We start from the raw sequence: 14281 nt of genomic DNA on the forward strand, positions 1-14281 counted from the left end.
GTTCAATTTGTCCCCAACCGCGCAAAGCACCCACCATTCAGACAAGGACGAATAAACTCACACCATGCTGGCCACGCGAGAGTACGGGGTAATCCCTTGCCCATAAGAGTCTTTAGTGCCGCTCTGGCGCTCGGTCTCGGGCTCACTCTTGCCGCGAGCGGAGTCAGCGCTGCGCCCACTGTCAGCAGTGTTCCGGCCCTGACTACGGCATCCGCGGCTACCGACGTTGCCATCATTGCTCCGTTGACGGTTCCCACCGGCAGCGGCGGCCTTCTCGACGCAGACACGCTCGCTGACTACACGGAACCTCTCGGTCTTCTCACGCGCGAACTAGATGCCATGGCTGGTAAGCCCGTGGCAATCGCGGTTGATCCGATGATTGTGGCTTCAATTCGCGTGCTCGGCACAAGTGCTCCCGACTCGGCGAGGGAGTGGCTTGAACGACTCTCGCTCATCAGCAATGAGATCGTTCCTTTGTCCTACGCGAATGCGGATGTCACCTTGGCAACCCAGTCGGAGCTGGGCGCCACGGTAGAACCCATCTCCTTCGACTTCGCTCTCGACTCGGCCAACTTCGCGGTGAGTAACACTCCGGTGCCTACGCCTGCCTCGACAGCTACCGCGCAAGCGGAGGACCCGAACGCGATTCCAAGTTTCCCCACTACGGAATCCTTGCTTGCCTGGGACTACGAGATCGACGGTTTTCTTCTTCCCCGCACGGACACGGTTGTTGCGAGTGATCTGGCTGCGTTTTCCGATAGTGGTTACAGCACGATCGTTCTGTCGTCGACGAACGTGTCTCGAGAAGCCGGTGCCGGCTCAGTAACCACCATCGATGGTGTTACCGCACTCGTGAGCGATACAACTGCCTCTGCAGCAATGGATGACGCACTCGGATCCACCCTCGACCGCGACGTGACTGCCGCCGAAACGGCACTCAGCCAGGCCGTGCTGAACGCCGGTTCTAACCAAACGGCCGACACTGCATCCGTGCTGATTACGATCGATCACTCACTAGAACTCAGCTCGGCGAGACTGGATGCCGCACTCGCCACGATGACGGCCAGCCCTTCAATCACGATGGTGAACCTCAGCGAACTAGCGTCGACCGAGGCCACTGCGGCAACAATCAATGACACGCCTCAGCCTGAGTCCCGCATCAGTGATGTTTCACGACTGTTCGATGCGGCGAAGGCGGAACGCAGCTTTTTCTCGATCGCCGCTGATCCTGAAGCTCTTATCGCCGAACGCCGGCTTGCATTGCTCGATGTGCTTGGCACCGTGTACACCGAGGATTCCGAGGATTGGCTCACTGAAGTCAATGAATTCTTGGTCGACTCCCGCGACCTGCGTACTTCAGTCACCGTCGTCGAGGCCAGCAACTTTCTGGTTCTTGCCGACAACGGATTCCTTCCCGTATCGGTCAGCAACAATCTTGGCCAGGCCGTCACCGTTTTCATTACGGTCGACCCACGAACCGGCCTCCTCGCGGTGGGGGATAGCCGAGTAAAGCTGACGATCGAACCCTATTCTCAAGCCAAGGGCGAGATCCCGGTGCAATCGTTGTCGAACGGGGTCGTGGATGTCGAAATCAGCCTCAGCAGCACCACTGGCCTGAAGGTCGGCTCCACCACGATCAGCGAGATCAACGTGCAGGCAGGATGGGAGACTCCCCTCGTGCTTGCGTTCGGCGCGCTTGTAGTCGTCATTTTTGCGGTCGGATTCGTTCGCAGCATCGTTCGCCGTAGAAAGCCGGCAAATGACTAACCGCTCCGATCCCGACGCCACGCCAGCGCCCGGGGTTTCCCTGCCCGCCACCGGTCTGCCCAAGGTCACGAACTCCACGATCGGGCGTGCGAGCGCGCTTCTCGCTTCGGGAACCTTGGTCTCTCGCATCCTCGGTTTCCTCAGCGCAATGGTGCTCGCCAACACTCTGGGGTTGTTCGGCACGAGCGATACGTATGCCATCGCTAACCAGCTTCCCAAAGCGGTCTATGCCATCGTGGCTGGTGGCGTTCTGAGCGCGGTCATTGTTCCGCAGATCGTGCGGGCCGCTCTGCACAAGGATGGCGGTCAGAAGTTCATCAACCGTCTAGTGACGCTGGGCATCGTCGTTTTCCTCGTCATTACAGTTGCAGCAACATTGAGCGCACCTCTTCTTGTGCAGGTGTACGCGCGACCCAGCGTCAACTTTGGGCCAGCAGAGTTCGCGCTCGCGACGGCCTTCGCCTACTGGTGCCTTCCTCAGATCCTCTTCTACGCCTTGTATTCACTCTTCGGCGAGGTTCTCAACGCTCGCGGCAAGTTTGGGCCGTTCACGTGGGCACCAGTTGCTAACAACGTAGTGATGCTCATCGGGCTGCTCGTCTTCAGCTTGCTCTTTGGCGATGTGACACGGTATTCCTCGGAGGACTGGACTCCGCAGATGATCGGAGTGCTCGCCGGCGGCGCCACTCTCGGTGTCGCGGTGCAAGCAACACTTTTGGCCTTCTTCTGGCGTCGCGCCGGTCTTCACTACCGCCCGGAGTTCCGCTGGCGAGGAGTGGGGCTCGGCAACGCCGGCAAAGCAGCGGCATGGACCTTCGGCATGATTCTTGTCACGCAGGTTGCGGGCGCTGTTGGTACCCGGATTGCCAGCGAAGCCTCTTCAGTCGCCGCATCGGTGTTCGTCCTCACAACTGCCTGGCTCATTTTCATGCTGCCGCACTCTGTGATTTCAGTCTCGATCGGGATGGCCTACTTCACCCGGATGAGCGGCCATGCGCGTGATGGAGACCTCACTGCCATGCGCGACGACGTATCAGCCGCCATACGCTCGATTCTGATGCTGCTGATGTTCGCGGCCATCGGCCTCATGGTGATCGCATTCCCGTTCAGCGCACTTTTCTCCACCGTCTATGCCGAGCAATCGTCCCTAGCGATCGTGTTGATCGTTTATCTAGTCGGGCTGGTTCCCTTCAGCATCATGTACATACTGCAGCGAGTTTTCTATGCCTTCGAAGACACTCGCACTCCCTTCATCTTGCAGACCATTCAGGTTTTGGTCTATGTGGCGGGCGCTGTGTACGTCTCCACTTTTCCGCTCGATCGCATTGCGATGGGGCTAGCAGCAATGATCAGCATCGCCGGCACGCTACAGACGATCATTGCGTTGATCGTGGTCCGCAAACGCGTTCCCGGGTTCCAGCTCCTTCCTCTCGTGCTTCGCGCTCTGTGGTTCCTCGCGGCGATGATTCCGTCGGCCGCAGCCGGCTTCGGCATCCTGACTCTCCTAGGTGGATTTGGGCAGGGGTCGTTCGTCGTCTCTGGGTTCGCAGCTGCTTTCGCCTCCATCGCCCTTTCGGGTACCGGCATGCTGATCGTCTACGCGGCGACTCTTGCCCTCACGCGCAATTCCGAGTTCTTCGCCTTTGCTCGACCGATCGTGTCTCGACTGCGCCGCCGCTAAAAGCGCGCCCCTTCCACAGTTTTGGCGTGAAAAAGCGAACTTAAAGTGACGGTGCTCCGAACTCTTGGGTGTTAGCCCCGCACGCCCCAGCCACTCGGAATACTCCGTGGCTAGGATGTGTTGAACCGGGTAATCACAATCCCAAGGAGACACAAAAAGTGCGCCAACTCATCATCATCGGATCCGGCCCCGCTGGGTACACTGCTGCGATTTACGCGGCGCGCGCGAACCTTGCGCCCCTCGTCATCGCGAGCTCTGTTGAGGCTGGTGGCGAGCTCATGAAGACCACTGAGATCGAGAACTACCCCGGCTTCGCAACCGGCATCCAGGGTCCCGAGCTCATGATGGAAATGCAGAAGCAGGCTGAGCGTTTCGGCGCCGAGGTTGTTCTCGACGACGTGACCGACCTTCAGCTTGAGGGCCAGATCAAGAAGGTCACTCTCGGCAATGGAGAAGTGCACGAAGCACTCGCTGTTGTGTTTGCAACTGGTTCTGCCTACCGCAAGCTCGGCCTTCCCGACGAAGAACGCCTCAGCGGCTACGGAGTTTCCTGGTGCGCTACTTGCGACGGTTTCTTCTTCCGCAAGAAGACGATTGCTGTCGTCGGTGGGGGAGACTCCGCCATGGAAGAAGCGACGTTCCTTACCAAGTTCGCTGACAAGGTCTATGTCATTCACCGCAAGGATGAGCTGCGTGCCTCGAAGGCAATGCAGGAGCGTGCGTTCAGTGACCCGAAGATTGAGTTCCTCTGGAACAAGGCGGTAACCGGCATTACCGGTTCCACTCTCGTGGATGGCGTTGACCTCACAGACACCGTCGATGGCTCTACCTCACACGTTGACCTCAGCGGTCTGTTCATCGCGATCGGCGCCGACCCCCGCACTCACTTGGTACATGGCCAGCTCGACATCAACGCCGACGGAACCGTTGCAGTGGATGGTCGTTCCTCTCGCACCAACATCACCGGAGTATTCGCAGCCGGCGATGTGATCGACCCGACCTACCGCCAAGCAGTTACGGCCGCCGGCTCCGGCACCGTTGCAGCCCTTGATGCAGAGCACTACCTTGCATCATTGCCCCGCGAGCTTGTCGCTGGCGCAGTACAGCCAGCGCGAATCGAAGAGTCTGATGAAGAAGCCGCCTAAGGGCGCTCGTCAGTTCCCACTCCCTCAACGTCCCACTGAACAAAGGAATTAACAATGTCAGCAGCAACAGAAGTAACCGACGCCAACTTTGAAGAACTCGTCATCAACTCGAAAGACACCATCATGGTGGACTTCTGGGCTGAATGGTGTGGCCCCTGTCGCGCAGTCGGCCCCATCCTTGACCAGATCGCCAGCGAAAACTCCGACAAGATCAAGATCGTCAAGCTCAACGTTGACGACAACCCCCAGATGGCCATGAAGTACCAGATCACCTCCATCCCCGCGATGAAGGTCTTCAAGGGCGGCGAGGTCGTGAAGACTGTTATCGGCGCAAAGCCGAAGCCTGCGATTGAAGCAGACCTCGCAGAGTTCCTAGCGTAAAGCTCAGTCTCTGCCGAAAGCCTCCGGCATCCACTACTTGGTGGGTGTGCGGAGGCTTTCGTACTTAACGCCCGTCAGACGCTCTGACTCAAGCCAGAGTTTGGTCGCGTCAACGTGCGAATGTGAGGCAGCGTTCGACTCAACCAACACAGGAGCACCTCGATGCTCGTTACGGCTCCCGGGACCAAAGAAGTCGCCACCCTGTGCTGTGGGGTCAGTTGCTGCCCGCAGAGAGGGCCTCGCGCCTTGTTTCGGGGATTGGATGCCCACGAAGAGCAGTGATTTCAGCGGGCGCAAATACCAGCGGTTGAAGAGGTGGTCAGCCAAACCGGTGCCAGCGGTGCCGGGATGAGCCGCCACAGAAATTGCATCAACTCCGGCGGCCTCGAAGCGGCGTTGAAGCTCGTAAGCGAAGAGCAGATTGGCGAGTTTTGAACGACCGTACGCCGCGCGAGGGGTGTACGAGCCATTGTGGAACATGAGGTTGCCGAATTCCATAAAGCCCCAGCGGTGAGCGAGGCTGGAGAGGCTCACAACGCGCGCTCCTGGAGTTGCCTCGATGAGGTCCATCAGATGACCGGTGAGAGCGAAATGGCCCAAGTGATTGGTTCCCAGCTGAGATTCGAAGCCATCGATCGTGAGTTGGGCATCCGTCATCATGATTCCTGCGTTATTGATCAACAGGTCAAGCCGCGAATGTTTCCCGTGAAACATTTCGCTAAATCGACGCACTGATTCCAGATCGGCCAGATCAAGCAACATTGTTTCGAGTGACACGGAACCGAGGTCGTCCAGCAATGCCTCCTTAGCGACTGCAGCCTTCTCGGCGCTGCGCATCGTCATCACAACGTGCGCCCCTGCTTTGAGGAGGGCACGACTTGTTTCAAATCCGAGCCCAGAGTTCGCACCCGTCACAATTACCACGGTGCCGGTGAGGTCTCCGATGTCAGATTCTGTCCAGGTAGTGCGAGCGTTCACTAATGTTCTCAATTTCGTAGTCGAGTGCTGTCAGAGTGATGCAGTGATCGTGACGAGAACTCCCCATTCTCAGAGCAGACCTCATCATTTGAACACGACTTTCTATGCGTCGCCTTTGAACCTTATTCGGAGCGAAGAAGGATGAGGTTTGGCTGAGATCGCGCCATAAACGTCGCTCAGTTTCGAGTCCTCAGGGTCAAACGCCTATTGTTTAAAGTCAACCGAACGGGATTGCCCATGACAACACAGCCAAACAACCTTGACCAGTGGTTCGACCACTATGCAGATCGCGCCTCCGGCCTTGCGGCCTCTGAGGTCCGAGCGTTGTTTGCGGTGGCCTCGCGCCCCGAGGTTGTGTCTCTCGCCGGCGGTATGCCGTATGTTTCCGCCCTGCCTCAAGACCTCATTACCGAGTCGATCGATCGTGTGATGCGCGATCGCGGTGCCGCCGCCCTGCAATATGGTTCCGGTCAGGGGCTGCCTGCGCTTCGTGAGCAGATCCTCGAAGTGATGGCTCTCGAGGGAATCCGCGCCAGCGTCGATGACGTCGTCGTCACCACTGGCTCGCAGCACGCGCTCGAACTCGTGACGAAGCTTTTCATCAACCCCGGCGACGTCGTTATTGCCGAGGGCCCGAGCTACGTCACGGCAATGGTGGTTTTCAAGTCATTCCAGGCCGAGATTACACATGTCGAGATGGATGAGTTCGGCCTGATTCCCGACTCACTACGTGCTCATATCGCCTCAGTGCGAGCCGCGGGCAAGACGATAAAGTTTTTGTACACAGTTCCCACCTTCAGCAACCCCGCTGGAGTCACCCTCAGCTGGGAACGGCGCCTGGAAGTACTAGAGATTGCCCGCGAAAACGGCATTCTCGTGTTGGAAGACAACCCGTACGGGCTCCTCTACTTCGATGGCCCGCCGCCGCACGCGATGCGCTCAGTCGAAGAAGACGGTGTCGTGTACTTGGGCACGTTCTCTAAGACTCTCGCTCCCGGTTTTCGGGTTGGTTGGGTGCTCGCCCCTCACGCAATTAGAGAGAAACTCATTTTAGCGAATGAGGCGGCCGTGTTGTCGCCGAGCTCGTTTACCCAGAACATCATTAGCGAGTACATGAATGTCTCTGATTGGAAGGGACAGATCGATACCTTCCGTGGCGTCTACAGGGAACGTCGCGATGCCATGTTGGATGCCCTCGACGATTACCTGCCCGACCTCGAGTGGACCGTACCCAACGGTGGCTTCTACATCTGGGTAACGCTGCCCGATAACCTCGATTCGAAGTCGATGTTGCCCCGTGCGGTCAAGGAATTAGTGGCCTATACGCCGGGTACGGCCTTTTACGCAGACGGCAATGGGCGCAGCAATATGCGTTTGTCGTTCTGCTACCCGACTCCTGACTTCATTCGGGAGGGAATTCGTCGTCTTTCCACTGTGATCAACGGGGAGCTCGAGTTGCTCAGCACATTCTCTCAAACTGCCCCGCTCACGGTTGTTCCTCCCACGCCGTCGATGATCAATCCTCCAGCCAACCTCAGCTAGGACACTCCTATGAACGATTCACCCACCCGCGTACTCGTTCTTGCCGGCGGAATTTCGCATGAACGCGATGTATCCCTTCGGTCAGGCCGCCGCGTCGCCGACGGATTGCGCGCCCAGGGCAAGATCGTCGAGCTCCGGGATCCGGATGCCACGCTGCTTCCCTACATTCGCGAATCAAAGCCCGATGTTGTCTGGCCAGCCCTCCACGGCGCGAGTGGGGAAGACGGTGCGCTTCGTGGTCTCCTCGACCTCATCGGCATCCCTTATGTGGGATCGCGCGCGGATGCCGCCCGCCTCGCCTGGGACAAGCCGACCGCCAAGGCACTCGTTTCCCGAGTCGGAGTCCGCACGCCGCTCTCGATCGCGTTGTCTCGAGATTCATTCCGTGAACTTGGTGCCCACAGCATTCTTGATGAACTCGCCGATGAGCTCTCCGGCGCGCTTGTCGTGAAGCCCGCTCAGGGCGGGTCGGCCCAAGGCGTTTCAATTGTTACCGATCGCACCGACCTTCCCCAGGCAATGGTGAACGCCTACAACTACTGCGATGTTGCTCTCATCGAACAGCGCATTACCGGTGTAGAAATCGCTATCGGAATTCTCGATAGCGGCATGGGGCCGGTCGCCCTGCCCGCCGTTGAAATCGAACCAGTCGACGGAGCTTACACTTTCGAGGCTCGCTATAATGCCGGTCAGACGCGCTTTTACACGCCAGCCAGAATCTCGGAAGGTGAGGCGGACCGCGCGGCCGAGGCCGCTCTCGCCGCACACTCCGCGTTGGGTCTTCGTCACCTTTCGCGTGTAGACATCATTGTGGATGGCGCGGGCACGCCCTGGTTCCTCGAGGCCAACGTGCTGCCCGGCCTCACTGAGACTTCAATTCTTCCCCAAGCACTCGTCGCTGCGGGACATGACCTCGGCTGGGTGTACGCGGCTCTCGCGGACATCGCGATGGAAGGCTAGCCAGCGCGTTATGCACCGAAGCCGGGGAGTGGCTCGCTTTAAGCGGACCACTCCTCGGACCAGAATTCGTGTGAGTCGGCCCCTGTACAAGTGTTTTTCTCAGCCAGTCCGCTGCCGATTTAGTCGAGTATGCAGGTCAGCCCGTCTCGCCGGAGGCTCATTGGCCGGTTGTCCGATTCATGGTCTATTGCTGGGGTTGCAATCTCCTTGGCCATTTGAACGACCCCACACCCGCAGTGTTTCACGTGGAACATCTGCGACCGCTCTTTGAAACACGTTGAACCGCGTCCGTGAGTTTCACGTGAAACATCGGTAAATCAAAGGCCCGGGTGCCGGCCGAGGAATGAATGTTTCACGTGGAGCAGTCCATGGATGTGGTTCGTGAAAAGATCGCCGGCAGTTTCACGTGAAACACGGTGATTCCACGGCATCGATCGCTCGATCGCGCGACTATTCGTAACGTTTCACGTGAAACCTCCCACCATCCATAACGGGTGGGAACGCGGTCCAAGTTCGTCGCAACGGGGGCGCACGCACGCGGCTACCCGCCACGCGCCACCCGCCACCCGCCACCCGCCACCCGCCACCCGCCACCACGGCTACCTAATCGCAGGGCACTATCTAAGGCGCACCCGAGATCGCCAAATACCGAGCCTTAGGCGTAGCCGTGGGGAGATTTCATCCGGTGTTCCCGAACAATGTCCTACGCTACGCACCTAAGGAAGAGCGAGAGGCACTCATCGAGTTATCCGGGGGAGTAACCCCTGCCCATGCGCCGGCGGGTGGCAGCGTGAGAACCCTGTTTACAGGAGCGTGAAATGAACCGCTGCTCGGTTGCGGACGACAGCTATCAAGCGCAAAGCATACGGAACACGCCATAAGAGCAGACTGTCACACCGATACGCCCACCGAAACTGCGCGGGATAACCAGCACTCCCGGGCCGCTAGCGCAACGGGGGAAGTATCGGAACAGGCACGCAATGCAGCGGGCCGTCCGATTCTAAAGCCCGTATTCTGTCCAGCGCACGATCAGCACCGCGGTCGCCGCACCGTGCACCAAGAAGAGGAGGCGCACCAGTCAACTACGAGTTGAAGCCGGTGTCACCGAGTTCCTCGAGGATGCGGTTGAGGTCCGCCACGGTGGCGAAATCAATAACGACTTGACCCTTGCTGGCACCGAGCGAGACCTTGACGCGGGTGTTGAGGCGGTCGCCCAATCGCTCCGCGATCTCATCGAGATGACCTTGCTTCTTACCTCGTGAAGGTTTTGAACGTGGAGGCTTGGTCGACAGAGAGCCGGCAGCTGCTTCAGCTGCGCGAACAGAAAGCTCTTCATTGACGATTTTCTCTGCCAACCGCTCCATTCCGGCGTTGTCAGGAAGCGATAGGAGCGCACGAGCGTGTCCTGCGGACAGCACACCGGCGGCCACGCGGCGCTGAACGCTTTCTGGAAGGCGCAAAAGACGCAAAGTATTCGTAATTTGAGGCCGTGAACGTCCAATCCGTTCACCCAGTTGCTCTTGGGTGATGCCAAAGTCGGCCAAAAGCTGCTGGTAAGCCGACGCCTCTTCTAACGGATTGAGGTTCGCGCGGTGCAAGTTCTCGAGAAGAGCATCGCGAAGCATGTCTTCATCTGCGGTGCTCTTAATCACGGCGGGGATTGTCGCCAAGCCCAAGTGCTTACTTGCGCGGAGGCGCCGCTCGCCCATGATCAATTCGTACTGTGGTTCACCCTCACGGGCCCCAACAACCGGACGAACCACAATTGGCTGAAGTACGCCAATCTCGCGAATAGACACAATGAGTTCTTCAAGTTCTTCTTGACGGAATTCAGTTCTTGGCTGGCGAGAGTTGGGAACAATGTCCAGAGGGGAAAGGCTCGCTAGACGAGCACCCGGAACCGACCGGAGTTTCTCCGGAGTGAGCTCGCCACCAGGAAAGAAAACATCAACTGGACGTTCTTCGTTCTCATCCGACGAGGGGATGAGCGCGCCAATTCCCCGACCAAGACCCGTACGTTTTGGTGCTGCCATTATTTGCGTGCTCCTCGGTAAGCAATCTCGGCCGCTGCTTCAAGGTAGGAGAGCGATCCGGGGGAGTTCTGGTCGTAGCTGATGACACTTTGCCCATAGCTGGGAGCTTCGGAAATTCTGACCGAACGGGGTATGACAGTCGTCAAAACCTGCTTGGGAAAGTGCTGGCGAACATCGTCGACAACTTGGTTCGCCAGGTTTGTGCGAGAGTCATACATTGTCATCAAAATCGTCGAAACCCGAAGGCGGGGGTTCAAGTGACGCTCAATGAGCTTGATGTTATTGAGCAACTGGCTCAGTCCCTCCAGCGCGTAATATTCGCATTGAATGGGGATGAGAACTTCTTGCGCCGCAACAAATGCGTTGATGGTGAGCAGACCAAGCGATGGCGGGCAGTCGATGAACACATAGTGAAATTGCTCGGTCGTCTCAGCAAGGAAAGCGTCCAACGCAGAACGAAGACGTTGTTCGCGAGCGACAAGAGAAACCAGCTCGATCTCTGCGCCCGCGAGGTGAATCGTGGCAGGCACACAATACAGTGCGTTGAATTCAGGGCTCTTCTGTATAACATCAGCCATAGGAACATCGTTGATCATGACGTCGTAGACACTCGGAGTATCAGAGCGATGCTCCACACCAACTGCGGTGGAGGCGTTGCCCTGAGGATCAAGATCAATAACCAAAACTCGAGCGCCAGTGCGGGCGAGAGCGGCCGCAAGGTTCACGGTCGAGGTCGTCTTTCCCACTCCACCCTTCTGATTTGCCACGGTGAAAACACGGGGATTCTCAGGCAGGGGGAGTGAGGCTGAGGCTACTGCCTCACGTCTGCGAGTGAGATCCGCGACCTCCCGCGCAAGCGGCGTTGTTTCATCGAACGACTTGCCTTGTTCGTTGACTTCGCTTTCGGGATGTTTCACGTGAAACTTTCTCTCAGTGTGGTTGCAAAAAGGCGAGATTGAAGGCTGCGCAGAACGGAACCGAATCAGTCCACTCTAGCCCGAAAGACCCTAGTGATTTCGGGAGTGATCCCTTCACCAAGAACAAGAGACTCGACATTCTTCAGTCGAGCCTTACGGATAACCTTGGATGCGGCATCGATCTCCTCATCGATACGAGCGCCCTTCATAAAGACCATCTCTCCGCCCGGAGCAAGAAGATGCTCGGTGGAGGGGATGAGCTTGGACAAAGCAGTAACTGCGCGGGCGGTAATCTGAGTCAGTCCTTCAGCGTAGGGAGCATCCTGCGAACGCGAACGATCGACTACGACATTCGAAAGACCGAGGCGGTTTGACTCAGCATTGAGCCAATCAACGCGGCGCTCCATCGGTTCAATCAAAACAAATTCCACGTCGGGTCGTGCGATTGCAAGAACCAACCCTGGAAGTCCAGCACCGCTCCCGATATCTCCTACGAGACCAGGGCGAAGCAGGGGAGCGACGAGCACGCAGTTAATAATGTGTCGAGTCCATAGCCTCGGAACTTCGAGGGGACCGATAAGTCCAAGTTCTTCACCACGGAGGGCAAGGCTCTCCGTATACGCTCGCGCCACATCGATGCGAGATCCAAAGAGTTCAGTCGCTATCTCGGGCTCGCGCTCAAGCCCCAGCTCATCAGTCAATGTTTCACGTGAAACTATGAACGCGTAATGACGGTGTGACGGTCGCGACCTTCGCCGCTTGACTGTGAAACAAAACCGCGCTCCGCAACAACATCATGCACAAGCTTGCGCTCGTAAGATGACATCGCCGGAAGTGCAGCAGAATCTGCGCCGGACTCGATACGTTCAACAGCAGTATCCACAAGCTTCGACAACTCAGCTGCACGAGCTTCCCGTGAACCACCGATATCAAGAATCAAACGCGAGAACGCGCCTGTCTTGTTCTGAACGGCAATGCGCGTGAGTTCCTGAAGAGCCGTCACAGTTTCCGGCTTCGACAACAGGCGGAGGTTGGTGTCCTCACTCGACGTTACAGAGACGTAGGAACGTCCGGCACGAGCGTCAATCTCGATGTCGCCATCGAGGTCGGCTATATCGAGCAACTCCTCGATGTAGTCGGCGGCAATGTCGCCTTCTTCCTCGAGCTGCGCAGTCGTACGGTCTTCGCGATCCTCCACAGGAGCGGACTCAACTGCGGTGGTGTCGATGTCAGAAACGTTCGTCATTTCTTCTTTCCCTGCTTCTTCTTTGCACGGTTCTTACTTACAGGTTGATCCCGCTGCACGTTCTTGGGTTCTTCAATCACAGCGGTTCCAGATTCTGATTCGGGAGCTTCTTCGATGATTCCCTTGCGCTGATTACGCTTCGCCAAACGAGCTTCGCGAGCAAGCGCCGCTTCACTGCCGGGAGTCGGCATGTTCCTAATAACGAGGAACTGCTGACCCATTGTCCAGAAGTTCGAGACGAGCCAGTAGAACATAACGCCCAGCGGGAAGGTGAACCCAGAGAAGGCGAAAACGAGGGGGAGTAGGTACAACATGATCCGCTGCTGGCGGTACATGGGACTAGCTTTCATCTCAGCCGACTGGTTCTTCGACATAATCTGAAGCTGGGTAATGAACTGCGAACCGGTCATCAGAATCACCATGATGACGGCAGTAACGATGACGGCAACGTTGCCCTCAGCAGTACTGATCGCAAGGTGCAGGGGAGCGATATCGAAAAGTGACGATGTGCCGAAGGACTCGGCCAGATCTGCATTGAGAAGACCAACACCCGCCGGGTGACCCTCGAGCTGTGCCTCGCGGAGAACCGAAAAGAGACCGAAGAAGATCGGCATCTGCAGGAGAAGAGGAAGACATGAGCTAAACGGGTTGGTTCCCGCGTTCTTGTACATCGCCATCGTTTCGCGCGACATTGCCTCGCGGGAGAACTGATCCTTCTTGCCCTTGTACTTATCTTGGATCTTCTTGAGCTGCGGGGCGACTTCCATCATGCGGCGCTGGCTCTTAATCTGCTTCACGAAGACCGGGATTAACGCGGCGCGAACGACGAGCACGAGGCCGACGATCGAGAGAACCCAGGTCAGACCCGCATCCGGATCCATGCCAAAGAACGTGATGATCTCGTGGAAGGCCACGAGGATTGCCTCGATTACCCACTTGATCGGCCAAAGCAGACTGCCAAAGAAAGCAAAAAGATCCATGAAGTAGTTAGCCCCTTTCGTGGCTTGCGGCTACAACAAAGCCGAACCGGGTGATCTGGTAACGGTCGTGCCGGCGAACCGGGATGTCATCGATTCCGCCTTCGGCCCACGGGTGACAGCGAAGAAGACGACGAGAACCAAGCCAGACACCACGGACAACACCGTGTTCTTGAATTGCTTGAAGTGTGTAGTAAGAACACGAAGGGTAATACCGGCAGACATCACCGTAGAGAGGCGAGATCACCGCACGATAAATCCGCAACACAAAGACACACACGTTGCGCGGAAAGAGCATCGCAAATGTAACGACGGAACTCATACCTTCACCACGATGCGGTCGATCCCTTCTGCAATCTCAGCCTGAAGCGTAGTGCACTCAGCTTGCTCAGAACCTGCCAGCGCACGAACCACAATGTCTACATTTGATTGCAGGTTCGGGAGAAGCTGAGCGGCCGCGGCGCGAAGCCGGCGGCGAACTCGGTTGCGGACAACCGCATTGCCTACCGCTTTGGAAACGATGAAACCAAAGCGAACGCCCTGAGACCGCTCGTTGTTCACAATGTGGACAACGCAGTGCGGTGCTGTGTAACGACGACCTCGACGAACCGCCAAGCGAAAATCGCTCGGAAGAGCCACGCGGTTTGCCTTAGA

At 57.6% G+C, this 14281-nt stretch carries 14 protein-coding genes; 6 read left to right on the plus strand and 8 right to left on the minus strand.

Annotated elements, in window-relative coordinates:
* Positions 1-96 precede the first annotated feature (96 nt).
* From I6E56_RS08795 to trxA, 4 genes are all read left to right on the plus strand, one after another.
* Positions 97-1767 (plus strand): DUF6049 family protein, encoded by a 1671-nt coding sequence (locus tag I6E56_RS08795; RefSeq protein WP_197137415.1) that lies wholly within the window; start codon positions 97-99, stop codon positions 1765-1767.
* The gene (gene murJ / locus I6E56_RS08800) at positions 1760-3448 is read left to right on the plus strand and encodes a murein biosynthesis integral membrane protein MurJ (RefSeq protein WP_197137417.1); all 1689 of its coding nucleotides are present in this window, start codon (positions 1760-1762) and stop codon (positions 3446-3448) included. The genes I6E56_RS08795 and murJ overlap by 8 nt, the downstream gene beginning before the upstream one ends.
* Before the next feature lie 158 nt (positions 3449-3606).
* Positions 3607-4593 carry a thioredoxin-disulfide reductase gene (trxB, locus tag I6E56_RS08805; RefSeq protein WP_197137418.1) on the plus strand — a complete coding sequence of 329 codons (987 nt, stop codon included), beginning with the start codon at positions 3607-3609 and terminating at the stop codon, positions 4591-4593.
* Positions 4594-4647: 54 nt separating this feature from the next.
* Positions 4648-4974, plus strand: coding sequence for a thioredoxin (gene trxA / locus I6E56_RS08810; protein WP_197106872.1), 327 nt, complete (start codon positions 4648-4650; stop codon positions 4972-4974).
* A gap of 33 nt (positions 4975-5007) precedes the next feature.
* Here trxA and I6E56_RS08815 read toward each other — a convergent pair whose 3' ends face one another.
* Entirely contained in the window at positions 5008-5952 is a 945-nt protein-coding gene (locus tag I6E56_RS08815) for an oxidoreductase (protein ID WP_197137420.1), read from the minus strand.
* 237 nt (positions 5953-6189) lie between these two features.
* On the opposite strand from I6E56_RS08815, the gene I6E56_RS08820 reads away from it, so the two are divergent.
* Together I6E56_RS08820 and I6E56_RS08825 are read left to right on the plus strand one after the other, a co-directional pair.
* On the plus strand, positions 6190-7494 hold the full coding sequence (locus I6E56_RS08820) for a PLP-dependent aminotransferase family protein (RefSeq protein ID WP_197137422.1): 1305 nt from the start codon (positions 6190-6192) through the stop codon (positions 7492-7494).
* A gap of 9 nt (positions 7495-7503) precedes the next feature.
* Positions 7504-8454, plus strand: coding sequence for a D-alanine--D-alanine ligase (locus tag I6E56_RS08825; RefSeq protein WP_197137424.1), 951 nt, complete (start codon positions 7504-7506; stop codon positions 8452-8454).
* A gap of 1082 nt (positions 8455-9536) precedes the next feature.
* Here I6E56_RS08825 and I6E56_RS08830 read toward each other — a convergent pair.
* The 7 genes from I6E56_RS08830 to rnpA all read right to left on the minus strand — a co-directional run bounded on the left by I6E56_RS08830 (position 9537) and on the right by rnpA (position 14266).
* Positions 9537-10487, minus strand: a complete 951-nt coding sequence (locus I6E56_RS08830) for a ParB/RepB/Spo0J family partition protein (RefSeq protein ID WP_197137426.1) — start codon at positions 10485-10487, stop codon at positions 9537-9539.
* Positions 10487-11404 (minus strand): ParA family protein, encoded by a 918-nt coding sequence (locus tag I6E56_RS08835; protein ID WP_307842811.1) that lies wholly within the window; start codon positions 11402-11404, stop codon positions 10487-10489. The genes I6E56_RS08830 and I6E56_RS08835 overlap by 1 nt, the downstream gene beginning before the upstream one ends.
* A 65-nt stretch (positions 11405-11469) precedes the next feature.
* Entirely contained in the window at positions 11470-12105 is a 636-nt protein-coding gene (gene rsmG, locus I6E56_RS08840; RefSeq protein WP_197137427.1) for a 16S rRNA (guanine(527)-N(7))-methyltransferase RsmG, read from the minus strand.
* A gap of 14 nt (positions 12106-12119) precedes the next feature.
* Positions 12120-12650, minus strand: a complete 531-nt coding sequence (locus I6E56_RS08845) for a R3H domain-containing nucleic acid-binding protein (RefSeq protein ID WP_197137428.1) — start codon at positions 12648-12650, stop codon at positions 12120-12122.
* Positions 12647-13630: a membrane protein insertase YidC gene (gene yidC, locus I6E56_RS08850; protein WP_197137429.1), complete on the minus strand. Its 984-nt coding sequence runs from the start codon at positions 13628-13630 to the stop codon at positions 12647-12649. Before yidC ends, I6E56_RS08845 begins: the two co-directional genes overlap by 4 nt.
* Before the next feature lie 7 nt (positions 13631-13637).
* Positions 13638-13949: a membrane protein insertion efficiency factor YidD gene (yidD, locus tag I6E56_RS08855; RefSeq protein ID WP_197137430.1), complete on the minus strand. Its 312-nt coding sequence runs from the start codon at positions 13947-13949 to the stop codon at positions 13638-13640.
* Complete coding sequence (gene rnpA, locus I6E56_RS08860; RefSeq protein WP_374061661.1) at positions 13946-14266, minus strand: ribonuclease P protein component; 321 nt, start codon at positions 14264-14266, stop codon at positions 13946-13948. Before rnpA ends, yidD begins: the two co-directional genes overlap by 4 nt.
* Between the last annotated feature and the right edge of the window lie 15 nt (positions 14267-14281).

The sequence above is a fragment of the Salinibacterium sp. NK8237 genome, from assembly GCF_015864955.1.
Taxonomy (GTDB): Bacteria; Actinomycetota; Actinomycetes; order Actinomycetales; family Microbacteriaceae; genus Rhodoglobus.